This is a genomic window from Planococcus sp. SE5232 (assembly GCF_050686535.1).
GTDB lineage: Bacteria > Bacillota > Bacilli > Bacillales_A > Planococcaceae > Planococcus.
On record NZ_JBOGCP010000005.1, the window covers coordinates 68,581 to 91,381 of the forward strand.

Below are 22,801 nucleotides of genomic sequence, written 5' to 3' on the forward strand. Positions count from 1 at the left end.
TAAAATGGAAAGAAAAAGGAAAGGGGGAATCATTGTGGCTGTTCAACGGATCTTCATTGTAGAAGATGATTTGAAAATTGCGGAGTTGTTGGCAGAGACCTTGCGGAAATATCATTATGAAGTGGAAACCGCAAAAGATTTTGATCAAATCATCGAAGAATTCGAAGCTTTTGATCCCCATTTGATTTTACTCGATATTAATTTGCCTTCTTATGATGGTTATTATTGGTGCCGCCAGCTTAGGCAGCAAACCACTTGTCCGATATTATTCATTTCTGCCCGTTCAGGAGAAATGGATCAGGTCTTCGCCTTGGAAAATGGCGGGGATGACTTTATTACGAAACCTTTCCACTATGAAATCGTCCTTGCAAAAATAAGAAGTCATCTGCGCAGAGCTTATGGCGAGTATGCGCCAAAGCAGGAAGAGCGATCGATTAAGGCCGGGCGTATTGTTCTTTTCATGGAACGGATGGAGCTGCATGTAAAATCCGAAGCCATTCCATTGCAGAAAAAAGAATGCACGATACTGGAACTTTTGCTGGCCAATTACCCGAAGGTGGTGTCGCGTGAGCAGCTGCTCGAGGAATTATGGGATGATCAGTCATTCGTGGATGAAAATACATTGAATGTCAACATGACGCGGGTCCGGAAAAAACTTTCCGACTACCACGTGTTATCTGCCATTGAAACCGTACGAGGGGCCGGATACCGCCTGCTGCTCCATGAGGAGGAAGCCTGATGCTGCGATTATTCCTGAAAGAGCATGCAGCATTCATTGTCTTTCAAATCGTGCTAGTGGCGTTCATCATGATGCTGTATTGGCTGGATGGCTTCCGCAATGTGGATACGGCCATCTATTCATTTGTCATCAGCAGCGTGCTGGTGCTGACGTTTCTGGCGGCGCGTTTTGTTAAACGCTATCAGTATTACCAACGGATTTTGGCGAAGCCGCAAAGCATGGAGCATGCACTGCAGCGCGAAGGGAAATCTCCCGAACAGATTCAAAACGAGATTTACCTCCAGGAACTGTATCGCCTGTATCAGCATGAAGTACAGTCGTTATACGCTACCCAGAATCGCCATCTTCAGTTCATGAACCAATGGGTACATCAGATGAAAACCCCCTTATCGGTCATGCACCTGTTGCTGCAGGAAGAGCAGGAACTGGATAAGAGCAGTGTCCGTGAAGAAATGGACCGCCTAAAAACCGGATTGGATACCGTTTTGATGAATGCGCGTTTGGATACGTTCGAGCAGGACATGCAGATTGAACAGGTCGCTTTGCGATCATTAGTCAGCGAAGTGGCCACCGAAAACAAACGGTTGTTCATTTCCAAGCGCGTTTACCCGGAAATTTCGATTGGAGAAGAGCATATCGTCGCGACCGATCAGAAATGGATGAAGTTCATTATCGGTCAATTTTTGACGAATGCGGTCAAATATACATTCGAACCCAATAAAAAAGTATTCATTACAGCTGAGTGTGCCAATGGCAATACTTTATTGACGATTCGCGATGAAGGGATTGGAATACCAGCTTCTGATTTGCCTCGCATAACAAAAGCCTTCTTCACCGGAGAAAATGGACGGAAAACAGGGGAATCCACAGGAATGGGCTTATATCTGGCCAATGAAGTTTGCCGCAAGCTGGGCCATGAACTGTCGATTTCTTCTGTTCAGGGAGAAGGAACGACGATCTCTGTACTGTTCTTCAACCAAGATTTTGCAACACAGGAGGAAAACGATGACAATAGTGAAAATCGACGAAGTGACAAAAGTATACGAGGGAAAAGTGACGCACCGGGCAGTCAACCAGTTGAGCTTCACAGTGGAAAAAGGTGAATTTTTGGCGGTGATGGGACCTTCAGGCAGCGGGAAAACAACTTTGTTGAACTTGATTTCAACCATCGACTCGTTGACTTCCGGAGAGATTTTAATAGATGGCATCAATCCGCATTTGCTGGATAAAAATGAGTTGGCGCTGTTTCGCAGAAGGCAGTTAGGATTTGTTTTCCAGGATTTCAATCTGCTGCAGATGCTGACGGTTGAAGAAAATCTGGTGCTGCCGCTGACGCTTGATTATGTGCCGATTGATGAAATGGCACGCAGAGTGCTAGTCATTGCCAAACGTTTGGGGCTGACATCGATCCTTCACAAGAAACCCAATGAAATTTCGGGAGGGGAAGCACAGCGTACAGCCATTGGCCGGGCGCTCATTCATCAGCCGGCTCTCATATTGGCTGATGAGCCGACCGGCAATCTGGATTCCAAATCATCACGTGACGTATTGGAGATTCTGTCGAATGCGGCCAATGACAGTGAGACGACGATCATTATGGTGACGCATGATCCGATTGCTGCGAGCTATTGCGATCGCGTCCTCTTCATCAAAGACGGTGAATTCTTCAATGAAATCTATGGAGATGAACGGCGCCAGACCTTTTATCAGCGGATTTTGAATGTTCTTTCGTTGCTGGGGGGATCCGTGAATGACCTTTCGGCAACTCGCCTACCATAACGTTGTCCGCAACCGAAGAAACTATGCGGCTTTCTTTTTAGCCAGTGTTGTTTCAGTCATGGTGTTTTTCGTCTACTCGATGTTTATTTTCCATCCTGCATTTGAAGAGGAAGGATTGCGGCTATTGGCAATCCGGGGAATGCTGATTGCCGAAGTCGTGCTCTATATTTTTACGTTGTTTTTCCTGTTTTATTCGATGAGCGCCTTTTTGCAGGCACGATCAAAGGAATTCGGAGTATTGATGCATTTAGGGATGACCAAAAAACAATTGAACAAATTGATTTTCTTTGAAATGCTGATTCTCGGGACTGTTTCAACTGTCACGGGCATTACTTTCGGCTTTGCTTTTTCAAAATTCTTTTTCATGATTGGCCGGGAAATCATGGAATTGGATGATTTGCCGCTGTATGTTTCATGGGAGCCGTTCCTGCTGACGATTGCAGCATTTGCCAGTTTGTTCATCATCATATCTTTTGTCAGTGTCGGCTTTATCCGAACCAAACGCGTGGTGGACTTGCTGCAGGGCTTCTGGAAAGTGGAGGAAGAGACGAAATCGTCGACGGCGCTATCCATCATGGGAGTTGTTTTTTTAGTTATTGCTTATACATTTGCTGCAAATGTGTCGGACCGCACTGTTTACCAGATGGTTTTCATCGTTCCGCCACTTGCCACTTTCGGTACGTATCTGTTTTTTACCCATACTCTGCATTCCTTGTTGCGGCTGTATAAACGGAAAAAGAATGTTTACTGGGAAAAAACGCGGTTGGTTTCATTGGCAGAGGCTTCGGTCAAACTGAAAGACAGTGCGCAAATGTTCTTCATCGTCACCATCGTGTCGACCGTTGCCTTTTTGACAGTGGGAACATTAGCGTCTTTCATGTCCTACACAGGTGATTTCCGTGAGTCGAATCCACTTGGGCTCGTCTATATTTCCTTTGATGGAAACGAACAGGAAGCCGAACATATCGAGCGCCTGACCAGCCAATTAGAAAATGAACAATTGTCTTATGATTTGGTCGAGTTGACGGTCAAGCGCCAAACCTCAGAGGCCACCGGAAACGATGTCGATATCTTATCCCTGTCCGAATTTAACCGTTTAGCGGCTGCGCTTGATTTTGAACCGGCGGAACTGCAAGAAGGTGAAGGGATGTTTGTGCCGTTTTCCTTGGATTCTTTAAAGGAGCTGGAAAGCACGAGCGTCGACACGGCGTTGTTCGAAAGTGGTGTGTCTTTATCGATCCGTTCAACTTATCCGCATGTCGTGTTTCCAATGCATACCTTGAATATCAATACAATCGTTGTCAGCGATGCCGATTATGAAGCAATTGATGAACCTCTACTCGGGTATGGACCAGGGAAGTCGGATTTTTCCTATTATGCATTTGATGTTTTGAATTGGACAGAAACAGTCAATATCGGCGACCGGTTAACAGAGACTGTAAGTGAAGCGGTGGAAAACGCTGATTTCAGCGGTGTCAATTTCTTCTTTGAAAATCCAGGGGATGATTACCGCTGGTTCAAATCCTCGTTCGCTTTGCTGCTGTTTATCGGGGTAATGGTGGCAGCCGTCTTTCTCTTGGCAGCCGGCAGCTTCATCTATTTTAAATTGTATACAGGTCTTGAACGGGACCGTAAGCAGTACAAATTGCTGATCCGCTTGGGTATGACGGATAAGGAACTGGGGAAAATCATCAATCGCCAATTGATTCCCCAATTCTTTTTGCCATGGGGACTGGCGTTGCTTCACAGTGCCTTTGCTTTTATTTCGCTGCAGGTTGTTTGGGAAGAATTCGCCGAACTGTCAATTCTCAGCGAGATGGCTATTGTCCTGGGCGGCTTTACAGTTGCACAAATTTTATATTTCTTTTTGATTCGTTGGCGCTATGTCGCCCACCTTCAGGCACCGTAATTTTACGGTGTCTGTTGTATTGTCTGAAGATTTATTTTATAATGAAAATAGCTCGAAATATGAATGAGTATTCATTCAACACGAAAGAGGGATGGAAATGGATTTAATGTCACGCGTTCATGAAATTGCAGAACAGGATTCTGCCAGAGTCGCCTATAGTTTTATGGGGAAAGATACGAGTTATGGAGAATTCGATCAGGCGATAGCGGTTTTTGCAGGTGCTTTAAAAGAGTTGGGCGTGGAAAAAGGGGACCATGTCGCATTTCTTTTGAGCAATACACCACATTTTTTGATTTCTTTATACGCGACAATGCGTTTGGGAGCTACAGCAGTTCCGATCAATCCTATTTACAGCCCGGATGAAATCGCTTACATAGTCAACAATAGCGATGCAAAAGTTGTAGTAGCACTTGACGCCCTGCTGCCGCTGGTGGAAAAAGCGCATAAAGCACTGCCTGTAGTAGCATCGTATATTATTTGTGAGACAGATCCGGCGACACCTGAAAAAATGGCGCTGCTTCCTGAAGATGTAAAAGGGAAAGTCCATTCCTTTACGGGCATGATGAGTAAGTCAGCGCCGCATGCTGAATTTACGGAAGTGAAAGCAGAGGATAATGCGGTTATTTTGTATACGTCCGGTACAACTGGGAAACCGAAAGGCGCCATGCTGACGCATCAGAATCTGTATTCGAATGCGCGTGATGTAGGGGAATACCTGCAGATTGGAGCAAACGACCGGGTGATTGCGACGTTACCGGTGTTCCATGTGTTTGCGCTGACTGTTGTTGTGAATGCTCCTCTGCTGCAAGGAGCGACCATTGTACTTGTGCCTCGCTTCAATCCGAAAGAGGTATTCGAAGCGATCAAGAAATACGAAGCAAGTGTTTTTGCGGGAGTTCCGACCATGTTCAATTTTATGAATCAATTACCGGATGTCGACCCGGCGGACTTCGCCTCTGTTCGCTTAGCCGTTTCTGGCGGTTCCGCTATGCCAGTCGCTTTGCTGCATAGTTTTGAAGAAAAATTCAATGTCCGCATTTCAGAGGGCTATGGTTTGTCGGAAGCTTCGCCTGTTACCTGCTTCAACCCGATTGACCGTGAGCGGAAAGCCGGCTCGATCGGTACATCCATCATCAATGTGGAAAACAAAGTCGTCAATGAGCTTGGCGAGGAAGTGGCTGCGAATGAAGTTGGTGAGTTGATTGTCCGTGGACCGAATGTCATGAAAGGCTATTACAAAATGCCGGAAGAAACCGCTTCGGCGATTCGTGACGGCTGGCTGTACACAGGCGACTTGGCCCGTGTCGATGAAGAAGGCTATTTCTATATTGTCGACCGCAAAAAAGACATGATCATTGTCGGTGGCTATAATGTCTACCCGCGTGAAGTCGAAGAAGTCCTATTCGCTCACCCAGCGGTATTGGAAGCAGCGGTTGTCGGCTTGCCAGATCCGGATTTCGGTGAAGAAGTCAACGCTTATGTTGTCTTGAAGGACCCGTCAGTGTCAGTAGAAGATTTGAAGGCATATTGTGCAGAACATCTAGCGAAATACAAAGTGCCAAGACAATTTGAAGTCTTGGATGAACTGCCGAAAAACACGACCGGGAAAATCCTGCGCCGTTCACTAAAAGACCAGGCGATGCAGAAATAAGTTTGCATTGTAACGAGAAGGCGAAAACTAGTTCTAAGCAAGAGGCTCCGGGGTTTCTCCTGGAGTCTCTTGCTTTTGCCTTGTTGTGTTAATTTTATCAAGCTGCACATAAAGTGGAATTTGATTGAAAAAACTGACATTTTTTATTATAGTTAAGGAGCAGTATTACGAAATTCGAAATAGTTGGATCCGAGGAGGAAATGGAATGGCGAAAAAAGCGATGGAAATTAAGGATTTAACGAAGTTAGTGTCAGTAACAGATCCCCGGATTTCACCGGATGGAAAAAAGGCGGTATTTGTCCATACACAAATTGATGAAGAGGAAAATACATACAGAGCCCATCTCCATCATATCGACCTGGTAACAGGCAAGCAGACCCAATGGACGTTCGCCAAGGAACGGGTGAGCTCCCCGCGTTGGTCGGCCGATGGAACAGCGGTCGCTTTTTTATCGGATCGGGATGAGAAAAATCAATTGTTTGTCATGTCTGCTGAAGGCGGAGAAGGCCGTTCGCTGACGGATTTCGAAAAAGGGGTCAACGGATTTGAGTGGTCGCCTTGCGGAACAAAAATCTGGTTTAATGCATTAACGAAGGAAGGGAAGACCTTCACGGATAAGGAAGAAAAAGAAGAAAAGAAACAGCCGGAACCTTACCATGTGGATAAGATGAAATACAAGATGGACGGCATGGGCTTGCTGCCGAAAGAATTCCATCGCCATATCGGGTCGGTTGAGCTTGAGTCGAAGAAAGTGGAGCAGCTGACAGAAGGAAAATTTCACTACAGCCTGGAAGCCGTATCGCATGAAGGAAAGAAATTGATTTATGGTGTAACGCGTGAAGAAAACCTGGATTTTGTCTTCCGCCAGCCTCTTTACATCTATGACGTGGAGACAAAACAAGAGTCGGTTTTAATAGAAGAAGAAGGCTATTTCGGTGGTGCGGCATTTTCGCATGACGATTCGAAAGTCGCATTTGTCGGCAATACCCGGCAATATGAGAATGCGACGCATACAGAAGTTTATGTAGCGGATTTAAAAGCCGAAACACGCGTGTGCTTGACTGAAGCGCTCGATGTACCTGTCGGTGACTATGTGGTGGCCGATCATCAGCAAGGTGCTGCTGCACCGGACGTGGTCTGGACGAAAGATGATCATCTGTATTTCCAGGTTTCGACGATGGGGGATGTGCGTCTGTATTTTGCGTCGCTTGATGGCATGATTTTCCCAGCGTCTCCTGATATGGAACACATTTATGGTTATGATATTTCCCGGACCGGCGAATTTGCGGTAGTGGCTATCAGTAATCCTATCAATCCCGGTGAATTATACCGTTTGACGATTGCTACGGGTGAACGCGAGGCTTTAACTCACTTTAATCAGGAATTCCTGGAAGAGACGGAGTTGGCCGAAGCACAGCCGATCATTACAAAAGGGGCGAAAGACTGGGCAGTCCATGGCTGGCTGATGAAGCCATACGGCTATCAGGAAGGTCGGAAATATCCATTGGTCATTAATATTCACGGCGGCCCCCACGCGATGTATGCCAATACCTTTGTCCATGAAATGCAATTGCTGGCAGCACGCGGCTTCGGGGTCCTGTATGTCAATCCGCGCGGCAGCCATGGCTACAGCCAGGAATTTGTAGACGCGGTGCGCAGCGACTACGGCGGCGGTGATTATGAGGACATCATGAACGCAGTGAACCAAATCGTGGAATCGAATGGCTGGATTGATGAGGACCGTTTAGGCGTCACAGGCGGCAGTTATGGCGGCTTCATGACCAACTGGATCGTCGGCCATTCCAATCTCTTTAAAGCAGCCGTGACCCAACGCTCCATCTCCAACTGGATTTCGTTCTTCGGCGTGTCGGATATCGGTTATTATTTCAGTGATTGGCAAATCGGTGCGGATATGACGGATGTGGATAAGTTATGGCAGCACTCGCCACTAAAGTACGCAAAAAATGTCGAGACGCCTTTGCTGATTCTTCATTCTGAAAATGATTACCGTTGCCCGATCGAGCAATCGGAACAATTGTATGTGACACTGAAAAGCATGAAAAAAGAAACGGAGTTTGTCCGCTTCCCTGAAGCCGACCATAATTTATCACGGACCGGCAAACCGAACCTCCGCTTTGCGCGTCTGGAGCAGATTACCGGTTGGATGGAAAAATACCTGTAAACAAAAAAACGGAGCAGCTGATAAAAGCTGCTCCGTTTTTTATTTCCCTTTGAATACCGGTTTGCGTTTCTCGCCGAAAGCGGCAAGCGCTTCAGCTCGGTCTTCTGTCGGAATGGTGATTTCATAAGCTTTGCGTTCGATTTGGAGGCCAGTCTGCAAATCGGTGTTCATGCCATTTTTGATGGCGAATTTTGCCTGTTGAAGAGCGACCGGACCATTGGCAAGGATCGAATCGGCAAAGGCACCGGTCACATCCGCTAGCTGGTCTCGTGTTGCCACACGTGTCACCAGTCCATATTCCAACGCTTCAGCCGAATTTAGGCGACGGGCAGTCAAGATCAATTCCAGTGCTTTGGTTTCACCGATTAAACGCGGTAAACGCTGAGTGCCGCCAGCCCCTGGAATGATCCCTAGACTGGTTTCCGTCAAACCAAGAAGCGTATCTTCAGCCACAATCCGGAAATCGCATGCCAGCGCCAACTCCATGCCGCCGCCAAACGCAAAGCCGTTCATCATGGCGATCGTCGGCTGCGGTAAACTCTCGATCGTAGAAAAAACCTCGCCGATTTTGAAGATATTGCGTTTGACCAGATCGTCGGTCATGTTTTTGCGTTCCTTCAAGTCAGCTCCCACACTGAAGGCCTTTTCACCAGCGCCTGTAAACACCACGACGCGGATATCCGGATTAATGCGGATTGCTTCCACGACCTGGCCAAGTTCGAGGAGCATATCATAATTGAAGGCGTTCAATGCTTCTGGTCGATTCAACGTAATAAATGCTAAATTATTTCGTTGTTCGTAATGAATTGTGTCCATTTTCATCCCCCTTGTATCGTTCCATCCGTTAAAAACATACCACTTTTTGGACTATTTCGCCATCAGTCTCTATAATGAAATCCATGGGAGGGACTGCACTTATGAATCAAATTACATTTATCCGCATCTTCCGGATTGTCTGGCTGGCAGTCAAAATCTTTTTACAAGTGACGTTCTTCCAACGGCGAAATCGCGGCAATTGGAATCCACTGGTTGAAAAAAGATGGAATGATATGATCACAAAGCAAGCAAAAGAATATAAGAACCTGGCTTTGAAGCTGGGTGGACTGATGATCAAGCTTGGCCAGTTCCTGTCAACGCGGGCGGACATCATGCCGCCGTCGTTTCTTGCGGAATTGGAAGGCTTGACCGACCGCGTACCATCTGTTCCAAAGAAGAGCATCGTCTCTGTGCTTGAACAGGAATGGAATACGCCCCACACGAATTATCTGGATCACCTATCGGATTCAGCTGTTGCTTCGGCTTCAATCGGTGAAGTATATAAAGCGGTATTGAAAAATGGGATGGAGGTCGCTGTTAAAGTCCAACGTCCCGGCACGGACCGGATTTTGCGCGCAGATTTCAAGGCTATCCGCATCGTCATCTGGATGGCTGAAAAATTCACTCCGTTTGCCAAACAAATCGACTTCAAACTTCTATATGTGGAAATGACTGAGACAATCGGCGCTGAGTTGAATTTTCTGAAAGAACTCCAAAATGGCCGTGCTTTTGCGGATCGTTTTGATGCGATGGAAGGCGTCCGCATCCCGCTTTATTTTGATGAATTTACAACACGCCGTGTATTGGTGATGGAGTGGATTGAAGGTGCACGCATTACAGACCTGGCATTCATTGAAAAAAATGAATTGGATCGCCATGAGATTTCAGAACGCCTCTTTATTTTATTCTTGGAACAGGTTTTGTACGGTGGACAATTCCACGCAGATCCACACGGAGGCAACATCCTGCTGGAACCGGATGGCGGCATCGTGCTGATCGATTTTGGAATGATCGGCAATATCACCCAAAAGGATTCTCAAGCAGTCTTGCGTGCGGCCGAAGGGGTCATCTTCAAAAACTACGATCAGGTCCTGGACTCGTTGGAAGAGTTGCGGTTCTTGTTGCCACAAGCAGATCGCGCAGTTCTCGGCGACGCCATTTCCCGGCTCGTAGCGGCCTATGAGTCCAACGAGCTGTCGCAGATGGACAGCTTTGTGGTGGAGCGACTGCTTAACGACATGCAGGAAATCGTCCGGACCCAGCCGGTTCAATTACCGGCGGAATTCGCCTTTTTCGGCCGGGCTGCTTCCATTTTTGTCGGCGTCCTGCATGTACTGGACCCGAATGTGGATCTATTGGCTCTGGCTCGTCCACGAATATTGGAATGGGCTTCCTCGCAGAAAGAAGGCAAAGGAATCTTCGGTAAAGAAGATGTCCTGCGCTGGGTATTGAACGCTACCGGACCGCTGCGTGTGCTGCCGCAGAAAGTCATTAATTACCTGGAAGAGCCGGAACGTCTCCGCCGCTATTACGAAAATCGCGACGGGCGTGAACGCGAATACCGGCGCGACTTGCAATCACGTATGTTTGCAGGAATTTTCACCATCCTGTCATTCACCGGTATTTCTGTATCGGTCTGGTTTTGGAATGAACCTTACCTATGGGTGTCATCGGTATTTTTTGTGGGCTCTTTATGGGTGTATCGATCGATTAAATAGGAATGGACAAGCTCCTTTATGGTGTAGAATTTGGCCAATGAAAAAAGAGTTTCCGCCTGAAGTCATTTAACCTGACTGTGGCTGGAGACTCTTTTTTGTGCTGTTCGATGTACGGGAATCTGATTTATGTACAACCTAGAGAAATAGGAGCGGACAGAATTGAAGGAGACGACGGTCCATATGCAGAATCGCCATAGGAAGAGGCTGTGCGGCAATGGGGGTGAAAATATTTTAGGAAGATTTTCGTGGTGTGAAAAAACACTTAATCACGTGGCTGCTGTTTCCGCGGTGGAAAGGTCCGTTTCGTTACATAGGCCATTGGATGATTGTGGACTCGTTGCGCCTTCTTGAAATAGCGGCGGAGTGAACCGGCAAAAGAGTGCTGGTTACGCAAGGCAATGGGTGATACGTCCAAATAAACCGTTTCGCTGTTGCTTAAATAAATGATACTGCCTTTGCCGCTGCTGTCACTTTCGATCAGATCGACGGCGTCATAATTGAACCAGACACATTCCTTGTTCTTTGGAGAGTGGGTCGGGAAGAAAATCAGTGGGTTGCCGTAATACTCGCCGATAATGATAGGGGGTTTATGTTTTACGCCGACTGCTTTTTGGGCATAGAGTGTAGCACTTTCAAGTGAAGCGCGATAGAAACGGCAGGAAGTGGTCACTGTTTTATAAACCGCCTCTTCAACCACTAACTCGCTTCGGTCTTCAATCACTCGCATCCATGTGCGGTGGCCATCCGTATAGGGTAAAAGAGCATACGTATTTGCACAGATGGTATACGAGAACGGTCTATGATTCTTTTTGCTCATGAAAAATAACCCCCTTAATTTACTTTACATACCTTATTATAATAAAAAATGGAAATTTCGCAATGCTCATTAGATTGAAAATAAAATTTTTTCTATTTCATCGGAATTTTCAAATAAATCTTGATTTATTCTATACCGCTAATGTATACTAATGAAAAGCATTCGGGGTGAGGAAGAATGGAAAACTATTATTCTTATGCTGATTTCATGAAAGCGATGGCTCAAACAAAAAAAATCACGGAAGCGGAAAAACTGCTGAACGATATTTATTTAGATCTGTTCTTAAAGCATGTACACCGTTCTCAGCAGGAAGCACAGCTTATGACCCTTATCGACGAAGCCCTGGATAATCATGACCAAAAAGCATTCACCATATATGCTGCTCAACTACAAACTTTAAAGCACGAAGAAACTGAATAAATGGCTGTCTTGAAATAGCCGGGGAAAGGGGAGTCAGGTTAAATCTGACTCCCCTTTTTTCTGTCTGTAATAATAGAAAAACTCCTGGGTTGGATGCACGCATTCCTTTTTTTAAACGGCAGTTTACCATTCTATACTGGCCAGCTTAAGTGCATTTTTTCATTTACTTTCATATAAAAAACATACGTTCGCTTTTTGTTAGTGGTTTTTTAGGGCATATGGTAAAGTAGAAGTAATGAAATAACGGAAGGACGTCTTAATATGAAACAGGAATTTAATCTTCAAGCACCTTATGAACCGGCCGGCGATCAGCCTCATGCCATTGCCGAACTGACGCAGGGCATCATCAACGGCAAGCGCTGTCAGACCCTGCTGGGAGCTACAGGTACAGGTAAAACCTACACGATGTCGAATGTCATCCAACAGGTGAAAAAACCGACACTCGTCATGGCCCACAATAAAACACTGGCTGGCCAGCTCTACAGCGAATTCAAGGAGTTCTTTCCTGATAACGCAGTTGAGTATTTTGTCAGTTATTACGATTATTATCAGCCGGAGGCCTACGTGCCCCAATCGGATACTTTCATCGAAAAAGATGCCAGCATCAATGATGAAATCGATAAGCTGCGACACTCCGCCACCAGTTCTTTGTTTGAGCGGGACGATGTCATCGTCATCGCATCCGTTTCCTGCATCTACGGGCTCGGTTCGCCTAAAGAATACCGTGAACTGGTCGTTTCCCTGCGCAAAGGGATGGAGATTGAACGCAATCAGCTGTTGAGAAAGTTAGTGGATGTTCAATATGAGCGCAACGACATCAATTTCATTCGCGGTACATTCCGGGTTCGTGGAGATGTGGTTGAAATTTTCCCGGCATCACGCGATGAAAGATGCCTGCGCGTCGAATTTTTTGGTGATGAAATCGATCGTATCCGCGAAGTGGATGCCTTGACTGGTGAAATTATCGGTGAACGCGAACATGTTGCCATTTTCCCAGCATCCCACTTCGTCACGCGCGAAGACAAAATGATCAAGGCGATTGCAAATATTGAAGAGGAATTGGAAGCGCGCCTGAAAGAAATGCGCGCGGAAGACAAATTGCTGGAAGCACAGCGCCTCGAACAGCGCACGCGTTACGATCTGGAGATGATGCGGGAAATGGGCTTTTGCTCCGGCATCGAAAACTATTCCCGCCATTTGACGCTTCGTCCGGCGGGTGCCCAACCTTATACATTGATCGATTACTTCCCGGAAGACTTTCTTTTGGTCGTAGACGAAAGCCATGTGACCTTGCCGCAAGTGCGCGGGATGTTCAATGGTGACCAGGCAAGGAAAAAAGTGTTGGTGGATTACGGTTTCAGACTGCCTTCGGCTATGGATAACCGTCCGTTGACATTCGACGAATTTGAAGAACATATCAGCCAGGCGGTCTTTGTTTCGGCGACGCCTGGACCTTATGAAATGGAGCATACACCGGAGATGGTGGAACAGATCATCCGGCCGACCGGCTTGCTTGATCCGACCATCGAAATCCGGCCGATTGAAGGACAGATAGACGACTTAATGTATGAAATCCGACAGCGTGCGGAAAATAATGAGCGGGTCCTGGTGACGACCTTGACCAAGAAGATGTCGGAAGACTTAACAGCTTATTTGAAAGATGCCGGCATCAAAGTCAATTATCTGCACTCTGAGATCAAGACCCTCGAACGGATTGAAATCATCCGGGAGCTGCGGATGGGAGTTTACGATGTGCTGGTCGGCATCAACCTGTTGCGTGAAGGTTTGGATATTCCGGAAGTTTCATTGGTGACCATTCTGGATGCCGATAAAGAAGGATTCTTGCGTTCAGAACGTGCATTGATCCAAACGATGGGCCGAGCAGCCAGAAACGCAAATGGCCACGTCATCATGTATGCTGATAGAGTGACGGATTCCATGCAGAAAGCGATGGATGAAACGACGCGCCGCCGCACGATTCAAGCGGACTATAATGAAAAACATGGCATTACGCCAATTACCATACAGAAGAAAATCCGTGACGTCATCCGCGCAACTGCCGCAGCGGAAGAGACGGAAGAATATGTTTCAAAAGCAGTATCCGGCAAAAAACTCAACAAAGAAGATCGCATGAAGCTGGTGACCTTGCTTGAAACGGAAATGAAGGAAGCGGCCAAAGCACTTGATTTCGAACGCGCTGCAGAACTGCGTGATACAGTGCTTGAATTGAAAGCGGAAGGATGATGGAAGTTGAAGAATCAGGAAATACGGATACAGGGCGCACGTGCGCATAATTTAAAGAACATCGACGTTGTCATTCCGCGTGACAAGCTTGTCGTCATGACCGGGCTGTCAGGCTCCGGTAAATCCTCCCTGGCATTTGATACGATTTACGCAGAAGGGCAGCGGCGTTATGTAGAATCGCTGTCTTCTTATGCCCGCCAATTTCTGGGCCAGATGGACAAGCCGGATGTCGACTTAATTGAAGGGCTCTCACCGGCCATTTCGATCGATCAGAAGACCACCAGCAAAAATCCGCGATCCACAGTGGCGACGGTAACGGAAATCTATGATTATATGCGGCTTATGTATGCCCGCATCGGAAAACCGATATGTCCGAACCACGGCATCGAAATTTCATCCCAGACAATCGAGGAAATGGTCGATCGTTTGATCGTTTATCCGGAACGCACGAAAATGCAGATTTTGGCGCCGATTGTCACTGGCCGAAAAGGAACGCATGTCAAGCTGCTGGAAGACATCAAAAAGCAGGGATATGTACGGGTTCGGGTCAATGGAGAATTGATTGATTTGGACGATGATATTACGCTTGATAAGAACAAAAAGCATTCAATTGAAGTGGTCATCGACCGGGTCGTCATGAAAGAAAATATTGCACCGCGACTCAGTGATTCTCTCGAATCTGCTCTGCGTCTGGGTGATGGCCGCGTATTGATTGATGTGATGGGTGAGGAAGAATTGCTGTTCAGTGAACATCACGCCTGTCCGGTCTGCGGATTTTCCATCGGTGAGTTGGAACCGAAAATGTTTTCATTCAATTCGCCGTTCGGGGCATGCCCCGAATGTGATGGTCTCGGGATGAAGCTGGAAGTGGACCCGGAATTGGTTATTCCGGATTGGAGTGTATCTCTCAACAAGGGGGCAATTGTTCCTTGGCAGCCGACGAGTTCGCAGTATTATCCCCAATTATTAAAAGCCATCTGCCAGCATTACAAGATAGATATGGATGTGCCTGTCAGCGATTTGCCTGAAGAACACATCAATGTCATCATGCGGGGATCCGGAAGCGACAAGATCCGGTTCCGCTACCAGAATGATTATGGACAGATACGGGACAATCATATTCAGTTTGAAGGGGTGCTTTCCAATGTGGATCGCCGTTACCGCGAAACCTCATCTGATTATATCCGTGAACAAATGGAAAAATATATGGGCGAGCAGCCGTGTACGGTTTGTGAAGGCTACCGCTTGAAGCCCGAAACATTGGCAGTTAAGGTCAACGACGTGCATATCGGAAAGGTGACCGAGTTTTCGATTGTTGAAGCTCATCAATTCTTCGATCAGCTGAAGTTGTCCGAAAAAGATCAACAGATCGCTAAATTGATCATTCGGGAAATCCAGGAACGCATCGGATTCCTGATCAATGTCGGGCTTGATTACCTGACCTTGAACCGTGCTTCAGGAACGTTATCCGGAGGGGAAGCACAGCGAATCCGCTTGGCGACTCAAATCGGCTCTAGGCTGACAGGTGTGTTGTATATTCTTGATGAACCGTCGATTGGGCTGCATCAACGCGATAATGACCGGCTGATTGAGACATTGAAAAGCATGCGCGATATCGGCAATACCTTGATTGTTGTCGAGCATGATGAAGACACCATGCTGGCAGCTGATTATTTAATTGATGTCGGACCGGGTGCAGGCGTACACGGTGGTGAAATCATTGCCGCCGGAACACCGGACAAGGTGATGAAAAACAAAAAATCACTGACCGGCCAATATTTGAGCGGTAAAAAGTTCATTCCCTTGCCTGCAGAACGCAGAGCTCCGAACGACCGGAACATTTCCATCCGCGGAGCCAATCAGAATAACCTGAAGAAAGTGGATGTCGATATTCCGCTTGGGTTGTTTACAGCTGTGACTGGGGTTTCTGGGTCCGGTAAAAGTACACTCATCAACGAGATCCTTTACAAGACACTGGCACATCGATTGAACCGGGCGAAAGCCAAGCCGGGCCATTTCGATTCAATAGAAGGAACTGAAGGGCTGGAACGCGTCATCGATATCGATCAGTCGCCGATCGGGCGGACTCCACGTTCAAATCCGGCAACTTATACCGGTGTTTTTGATGATATCCGTGATGTCTACGCGACGACCAACGAAGCGAAAGTCCGCGGGTATAAAAAAGGCCGTTTCAGTTTCAATGTCAAGGGCGGTCGCTGTGAAGCTTGCCGCGGAGATGGTATTATAAAAATAGAAATGCATTTCCTTCCGGATGTTTACGTGCCATGTGAAATCTGCCATGGCAAGCGTTATAACCGGGAAACCTTGGAAGTGAAGTACAAAAACAAAAGCATCTCAGATATCCTGGATATGACAGCGGAAGATGCTGCTTTGTTTTTCGAAAATATTCCTAAAATCAGCCGTAAATTGAAGACGGTGGTAGATGTTGGACTGGGCTATCTCACCCTGGGCCAACCTGCAACCACTCTATCCGGAGGTGAAGCGCAGCGCGTCAAGCTGGCATCAGAGCTGCATAAACGCTCAAACGGAAAATCCTTTTATATTCTGGATGAACCGACAACGGGTCTCCACGCCGATGACATTTCCCGTCTGCTTCTTGTTCTGCAGCGTCTTGTAGACAATGGCGATACGGTATTGACGATCGAGCACAATCTTGACGTCATCAAGACAGCGGATCACATCATCGATCTGGGTCCTGAAGGTGGAGACAAGGGTGGTACGATACTTGCAACGGGAACTCCTGAAGACATTGCGGCTGTTGAAAATTCCTATACGGGCAAGTACCTGAAACCGATACTTGAACGTGACCGGGCCCGTATGGAAGCCTTGGTCAAAGGCGCCAGCCGCAGAAAAAAAGCGGTTAAGTGAAACTTTTGCCGCTGGCAAACGTATCAATTAGAAGAATAGATCTGTTTGCCCAAGTGATTTTCACTTGGATAATCAGACAATGAGGAGGCCACAATACATGCAAAGCGAAAAAGAACGCATTTTGGATATGGTTGAGAACGGTACGATTTCTGCGCGCGAAGCCGTTGAGTTGCTGCGTGCTATAGATGGCAGCAGTTCTTCTTCGAATGAGCCGAATTATGGCCGCAATAACCAAAAAGACAAGTCAGCGAAGCGTGGATTTTTCAGACCGGAAGACATCGTCAAGAAAGTATCGAAGGATTTCTCGAAGAACGTTTCAAAGAATGTCTCAAAAAATGTTTCGCGTGACTTCAATGACTTGGGCACCCGGATGATGGATTTCATGCAGACTTCTGTCGGCAAATTAAAAACGATGGAATTCGACTCGCCATTCGGCGAAGCGGTTCAATTCAGCCATACGTTCACAGATGAAATGACGGACCTGAATACCATCATTGCGGATATCGCCAATGGCCAGTTGGAGATTTTCCCGTCCCAGGATGGCTTGCTGCGAGCTGAGTGCAGCGTCAAGGCATACCGTTCCGAGTCACCGGCACAGGCAAAAGTGGATTTTCTTGATAAGTTTGTCTTTATTGCCGATGACCATAAGCTTCGGATCATCAGCGATTTGAAGACCACCCAAGTGAATGTCATCCTGTATGTTCCCGAAGCTTCCTATGAGCACATCACTGCCCGTTTGTTTAATGGCGGATTCACCATGAAACGCATTGATGCTGCATTGGTCAAAGTAAAAACAGCAAACGGCAAAATCGACCTGAAGCATGTGGAATTCGATGATGCAGAATTGGAAACAGCGAATGGCGCCATTCACGTCCAGGAAACAAAAGGCAAAGTATTGGAAGCGGAAACCTTGAACGGGCGCATCTATATTGATGGCGATATTCAGACCATCGTATCCAAATCATTGAACGGCAATATTGTCGCGACGACAAGATGCAAAGAAGCACGTAAGTTGGAAACAAAAACGTTGGCAGGCAATGTCGAGCTTTACATTCCTTCCCACTTGCCTTTAAAAGGTGAAGTTTCTTCAAACTTGGGCAAGATGGATGTCTTGCTTTCCGACATCGACAGTACGCATGAACAAGGACAATTTATGCAAAAGTCGATCCGGTTCTCAAAACAGGGAACTGAACCGGCTGCTGCTCCGTTATTGGTCTATGGAGAAACCAAAACAGGTTCTGTCCTGTTGCGGTATTTAACAATCGAATAACTATTCTTCAAGTCGGCACTGGTATGCAGTGCCGGCTTTTTTTTCTAAATTCACATAGTTGGTGTTTTCGTGGCTTTTATTTTACTATTTGAATAAAAGAAAGGTTTTGGGATATGATTACGACTATTTTGATCGGCTTCACTGTCATTTTGATGCTGCTCCATCTGTATTACTTTTTCACGAATCAACAGCATAAAGAAAGCTACATCCATACTTCGCTATTTACAAAGTTATTCATCATCATGACAGTAGTGACCTTTGGCTTTGCGCTCATTTATTATTTATTGGCGTTCAACAACGATACTTTAAGGCTGAATGATGAAACAGGGAGAAGAGCAGGAGAAAATTTTTGGGATTATTTATACTTTAGTGGAGTGACAATGTTATCCATCGGTTATGGGGATTTGGTGCCGATGGGCTATGCCCGCTTTTTCGCTGTAGTTCAGGCAGCATTGGGATTGTTATTGCCGTCCGCTTATTTTGTTAAAGCATTCGATGAAATGGGGAGGCATGATAAAGAAGGACAAGGAAACCGAAGCGATAAAAAAAGTGAAGAAAACTAAATAGAATGAGGATGAGACATGGTGGATAAAAATAAGGCTGCTAGGATAAAAGAAGCTTTTGATGAATTGATGAAGGACACCGCGATTCAACAGGCACTCGCATTTATTGCACAGGACCATCAGCGCACAATTGAAGAACAGATTGCCTTGACAGAAATTCCGGCGCCGCCATTCAAAGAACAGCGGCGTGCTGATGATTTCATGATGCGTCTGAAGGATCTGGGTTTGGAAGAAGTCCGCATGGATCCGGAAGGGAATGTCTATGGATTGAGAAGAGGGAAAGGGCAAGGGCCGAAGGTTTTTGTGTCTGCGCACCTGGATACGGTTTTTCCTGAAGGAACCGATACCACAGTCCATCAGAAAGATGGCGTGCTTCATGCGCCTGGAATTGGAGATGATACGCGCGGTTTGGCCGAATTGCTGGCGGTAGTGAGGGCCTTCAATGAAGCAGCTATTGAAAATAGCGGAGATATCATCTTCGGCGGAACTGTTGGTGAGGAAGGAGCCGGTGATTTGCGTGGGGTAAAAGCTTTTTTTACGGAGCACTCGGATATTGATGCCTTCCTGTCACTGGATGGACCTGGCTCTAATGCCATCACCTATTTGGCCACAGGAAGCTATCGTTATAAAGTTACATATAAAGGACCTGGAGGACATAGTTTTGCGGCGTTTGGAACTCCCAGTGCGACGCATGCATTGGGGCGGGCGATGGCTGCAATCGCTGATTTGAAAACGCCGAGCGAGCCGAAGACGACTTTTTCAATCGGAGAAGTTTCCGGTGGAACATCGGTAAACGCTATTGCGCAGGAAGCCTCGATGCTGGTCGATCTTCGCTCCAATGAGCAACAGCAATTGGATAAATTAGAGCAGCATTTTCTTGAAATCGTAAAAGAAGCGGCAGACGCTGAAAATGCACGATGGAGTGATGACCGCCTGCAGGTCGAAATCGATCGTTTCGGCAATCGTCCACCGGCGAGTCAATCTGCGGACGAGCCGATCGTTCAAGTGGCGAGCGGGGCTATCCGGTCGCTTGGAGCAGCACCCGAGTTGAAGGAACCGAGCAGCACGGATGCCAATTATCCGATGAGCATCGGCGTGCCCGCCATCACTATTGGCCTCGGCGGAAAGTTTGATAACGCACACACCCTGGAAGAATGGCATGACCCGAAAGATGGGCATTTAGCTATCCAAAAAAGCTTGATGACAATTTTGGGCCTGGTTGGTGTTGAAGGGATCAGTCAGCCATTGCTTTGAGAAAATAAAAAATCCGGACGGCCTGTGATGGCTATCCGGATTTTTCACTTTTTATCTGGATACAAATCCTGCAGAAAATCGATGGACTGCCTGATCAATTGCTGTAGGACGTCGAGATCGATGTCATCGGTTTTATTGATGTAAACACAAGCTTTCCCACTGCTGTGCTTGCCGAATTTCTCGAGCAGCGGTCCGCGTTTCTCGTCTCCGGTTGCGAAATACAGGCTGATTTTCGCTTTGCGGGGAGAAAATCCGACAAGCGGCGCATCGCCTTCGTGACCCGTTTTGTATACGTAATGATAGCTTCCGAAACCGATGATGCTGGGTCCCCACATTTTTGCGGGAAAGCCGCTGGTCTGTTCGAATAGTTCAAGCAACTCATAAGCATCCTGGCGTTTCTTCGGGTTGTCGACCGATTCGATGAACTCGATGACATCGGCATCGGTTTCTTTTGTTTTTTGTTCGTACATGGCCTATCCCTCTTTTCCTTTAGCTGGATTCTACAGACAATGCATCGCTTTTTCTGCTTTTTGCCATGGCACTTTATAGCCTTGTCCTTTGGCACAGAAGATGGAAGTGGATGTATAGAGGGGATCTGCATCTTTGGCATAGCCGATCCGGGCAATCACTTCATCTTCATTATGACAGAAATCATAGCCGTCGAACAGCAGGCTGAGGGCTCCTTTGCCATGTGTGAAGGCAGCAAATTCCGAACCGTAATTCATGAATGTGGCAACTGGTACGCGGCCTTCAATCGTCGTTTTTCCATCTGTTGTTTCAGGTGCTTGAAAGCTGCCATAAGCCTGTTGAATATCAGAAAGCACTTTTCCCATCTGTTCGAGGTCGACTTTTATTTTGAACCGGTACATCGGTTCGAGCAACCGGTTTTGTGCCTGCTCCAAGCCTTGGCGAAGTGCGCGGAAAGCGGCCTCCCGGAAGTCGCCGCCGGACGTGTGCTGATTGTGGCCGCGTCCGGTCGTTAACGTCACTTTTACATCCGTCAATGGAGAGCCGGCCAGTAAGCCGTGATGATCGCGCTCAGTCAGATGGCGGAGAATAAGGTTTTGATGGCCGACCGATAATGCATCGGCATGGCAGACGTTGTCTAACTGGAAACCGCTGCCGCGTTCGCCGGGTTCGATTTTCAGATGAACTTCCGCGTAATGGCGAAGCGGCTCGAAATGGCCGTATCCCATGACTGGCAACTCGATGGTTTCTTTATACAGAATTTCAGGTTCTCCAAACTGAACCTTGTGGCCGAACCGTTCAAAAACCACTTGCTCCAAAACTTCCAACTGGATGGCGCCCATGACTTGGATTTGTATCTGTTGAAAATATTCATCCCAGTAGACGGACAGGGAGGGGTCTTCAGCACCGAGAATTTTGAAGCTGCCCAACACTTCTTTTACATGGACGGCCGAATCAAAAAGGACAGTCGATTTTAAGGTCGGCATCATTTGGAAGTTGAAACTCTCCTGCCTGACGCCGAGGGTATCGCCGATTGCAGCTTCTGATAAACCTGCGATGGCAAACAGTTCACCCGCCCGTGCCTGTTCAACGGTCTGAAATTTATCGCCGTTATAAACCCGGATCTGTGTGACTTTTTCTTCGAGGTCATTCGGACCATATGTCAATTTATCGCGAACTTGGAGTCTTCCGCTGAAGGCTTTTAGAAAACAGATCCGATTGCCGTTTTCATCATGGCGGATTTTATAGATTTGAGCGCCGAATTCTTCACTGTCGGAATAGGAACTGATCGTCAGTCCATCCAGCTGCATAAGGAATTCCTGAATGCCAGTATCCTGCAGGGCGGAACCGCTGGCGCAAGGGAAAATTTGATTGGCGGCAATCATGCGTTGAAAAGCTTTTAGCCAAAGTTCTTCATCGTACCCCGTTTCGAGATATTGGGCCAATAAGGCTTCATCCCGCTCAGCGATGAATTCAATTAGCTCTTCAGTCATGGTTCCACCGCGATAAGACTCCGTGATCATGCAGGAATCACCGGAAAGGTTTGAGCGGATTTCCTGCAGCACAGCGGCAGGATCAGCACTTTCACGATCGGTTTTGTTGATGAAGAAAAAGACCGGTATCTGGTGTTTTTGCAGAAGCTGCCAGACGGTTTCGGTATGGCCTTCAATGCCATCGACTGCACTGACGATGATGATGGCGTAATCCATCACTTGAACTGAGCGTTCCATTTCCGGGGAGAAGTCGACGTGTCCCGGAGTGTCGATAAGAAAATAAGTCGATCCATTAAATGAAAAACTAGCCTGATCAGCGAAAATCGTAATGCCGCGGTTTTTTTCGATGGCATGGCTGTCGAGAAAAGCGTTTTGGTGGTCGACCCGCCCGCGCTGGCGGATGCTTTTGGTGTGGTACAGCAATTGCTCTGAGAATGTGGTCTTGCCGGCATCGACATGCGCCAGAATTCCAATGGTTTTGTTCATGCGGTCACCTCTTTAGCTTCAGTTTAGCAGATTTTATATATGGAATACGAAAAACGCGAAAGCCGGTGTGGCTTTCGCGTTCAGGTATGGTTTAACCAATTGG

Annotated in this window: 17 protein-coding genes; 13 read left to right on the top strand and 4 right to left on the bottom strand. The window is 47.0% G+C overall.

Going from position 1 to position 22,801, the window contains the following annotated elements; all coding sequences use genetic code 11:
- Positions 1–34: 34 nt before the first annotated feature.
- The 6 genes from ACRC6Q_RS16115 (at position 35) to ACRC6Q_RS16140 (ending at position 8,260) form a co-directional block, all read left to right on the top strand.
- Positions 35–739 (top strand): response regulator transcription factor, encoded by a 705-nt coding sequence (locus tag ACRC6Q_RS16115; protein ID WP_223641674.1) that lies wholly within the window; start codon positions 35–37, stop codon positions 737–739.
- Complete coding sequence (locus ACRC6Q_RS16120) at positions 739–1,842, top strand: sensor histidine kinase (RefSeq protein WP_223641676.1); 1,104 nt, start codon at positions 739–741, stop codon at positions 1,840–1,842. The genes ACRC6Q_RS16115 and ACRC6Q_RS16120 overlap by 1 nt, the downstream gene beginning before the upstream one ends.
- Positions 1,745–2,518 (top strand): ABC transporter ATP-binding protein, encoded by a 774-nt coding sequence (locus tag ACRC6Q_RS16125; protein WP_223641678.1) that lies wholly within the window; start codon positions 1,745–1,747, stop codon positions 2,516–2,518. Before ACRC6Q_RS16120 ends, ACRC6Q_RS16125 begins: the two co-directional genes overlap by 98 nt.
- Positions 2,490–4,427: an ABC transporter permease gene (locus ACRC6Q_RS16130; protein ID WP_431467023.1), complete on the top strand. Its 1,938-nt coding sequence runs from the start codon at positions 2,490–2,492 to the stop codon at positions 4,425–4,427. The genes ACRC6Q_RS16125 and ACRC6Q_RS16130 overlap by 29 nt, the downstream gene beginning before the upstream one ends.
- A gap of 97 nt (positions 4,428–4,524) precedes the next feature.
- Positions 4,525–6,078: a fatty acid--CoA ligase family protein gene (locus tag ACRC6Q_RS16135; protein ID WP_223641682.1), complete on the top strand. Its 1,554-nt coding sequence runs from the start codon at positions 4,525–4,527 to the stop codon at positions 6,076–6,078.
- A 205-nt stretch (positions 6,079–6,283) separates the two neighbouring features.
- Entirely contained in the window at positions 6,284–8,260 is a 1,977-nt protein-coding gene (locus ACRC6Q_RS16140; RefSeq protein ID WP_431467024.1) for a S9 family peptidase, read from the top strand.
- 39 nt (positions 8,261–8,299) lie between these two features.
- Here ACRC6Q_RS16140 and ACRC6Q_RS16145 read toward each other — a convergent pair whose 3' ends face one another.
- Positions 8,300–9,076: an enoyl-CoA hydratase-related protein gene (locus ACRC6Q_RS16145; protein ID WP_431467025.1), complete on the bottom strand. Its 777-nt coding sequence runs from the start codon at positions 9,074–9,076 to the stop codon at positions 8,300–8,302.
- Positions 9,077–9,177: 101 nt separating this feature from the next.
- Between ACRC6Q_RS16145 and ACRC6Q_RS16150 the strand changes: the two genes are divergently transcribed.
- Positions 9,178–10,794 (top strand): ABC1 kinase family protein, encoded by a 1,617-nt coding sequence (locus ACRC6Q_RS16150; protein ID WP_223641695.1) that lies wholly within the window; start codon positions 9,178–9,180, stop codon positions 10,792–10,794.
- A 262-nt stretch (positions 10,795–11,056) separates the two neighbouring features.
- On the opposite strand, the gene ACRC6Q_RS16155 is transcribed toward ACRC6Q_RS16150, so the two are convergent.
- A complete protein-coding gene (locus ACRC6Q_RS16155) occupies positions 11,057–11,611 on the bottom strand; it encodes a competence protein ComK (RefSeq protein ID WP_223641698.1) in 555 nt (184 codons plus the stop codon).
- Positions 11,612–11,788: 177 nt separating this feature from the next.
- Here ACRC6Q_RS16155 and ACRC6Q_RS16160 point away from each other — a divergent pair, with 177 nt between their 5' ends.
- The 6 genes from ACRC6Q_RS16160 to ACRC6Q_RS16185 all read left to right on the top strand — a co-directional run bounded on the left by ACRC6Q_RS16160 (position 11,789) and on the right by ACRC6Q_RS16185 (position 20,251).
- Complete coding sequence (locus ACRC6Q_RS16160; protein ID WP_223641706.1) at positions 11,789–12,031, top strand: IDEAL domain-containing protein; 243 nt, start codon at positions 11,789–11,791, stop codon at positions 12,029–12,031.
- A gap of 261 nt (positions 12,032–12,292) precedes the next feature.
- Positions 12,293–14,275, top strand: coding sequence for an excinuclease ABC subunit UvrB (gene uvrB / locus ACRC6Q_RS16165; protein WP_223641708.1), 1,983 nt, complete (start codon positions 12,293–12,295; stop codon positions 14,273–14,275).
- 6 nt (positions 14,276–14,281) lie between these two features.
- Positions 14,282–17,164 carry an excinuclease ABC subunit UvrA gene (gene uvrA / locus ACRC6Q_RS16170; protein ID WP_223641710.1) on the top strand — a complete coding sequence of 961 codons (2,883 nt, stop codon included), beginning with the start codon at positions 14,282–14,284 and terminating at the stop codon, positions 17,162–17,164.
- A 97-nt stretch (positions 17,165–17,261) separates the two neighbouring features.
- Positions 17,262–18,434 carry a DUF4097 family beta strand repeat-containing protein gene (locus ACRC6Q_RS16175; RefSeq protein WP_223641713.1) on the top strand — a complete coding sequence of 391 codons (1,173 nt, stop codon included), beginning with the start codon at positions 17,262–17,264 and terminating at the stop codon, positions 18,432–18,434.
- 113 nt (positions 18,435–18,547) lie between these two features.
- Positions 18,548–18,997 (top strand): potassium channel family protein, encoded by a 450-nt coding sequence (locus tag ACRC6Q_RS16180; RefSeq protein ID WP_431467026.1) that lies wholly within the window; start codon positions 18,548–18,550, stop codon positions 18,995–18,997.
- Between the two features lie 21 nt (positions 18,998–19,018).
- Complete coding sequence (locus tag ACRC6Q_RS16185; RefSeq protein WP_431467027.1) at positions 19,019–20,251, top strand: M20/M25/M40 family metallo-hydrolase; 1,233 nt, start codon at positions 19,019–19,021, stop codon at positions 20,249–20,251.
- Between the two features lie 44 nt (positions 20,252–20,295).
- Here ACRC6Q_RS16185 and ACRC6Q_RS16190 read toward each other — a convergent pair whose 3' ends face one another.
- Together ACRC6Q_RS16190 and ACRC6Q_RS16195 are read right to left on the bottom strand one after the other, a co-directional pair.
- Positions 20,296–20,721, bottom strand: coding sequence for a DUF1801 domain-containing protein (locus ACRC6Q_RS16190; protein WP_431467028.1), 426 nt, complete (start codon positions 20,719–20,721; stop codon positions 20,296–20,298).
- 30 nt (positions 20,722–20,751) lie between these two features.
- Positions 20,752–22,698 carry a GTP-binding protein gene (locus tag ACRC6Q_RS16195; protein WP_431467029.1) on the bottom strand — a complete coding sequence of 649 codons (1,947 nt, stop codon included), beginning with the start codon at positions 22,696–22,698 and terminating at the stop codon, positions 20,752–20,754.
- Positions 22,699–22,801 lie beyond the last annotated feature (103 nt).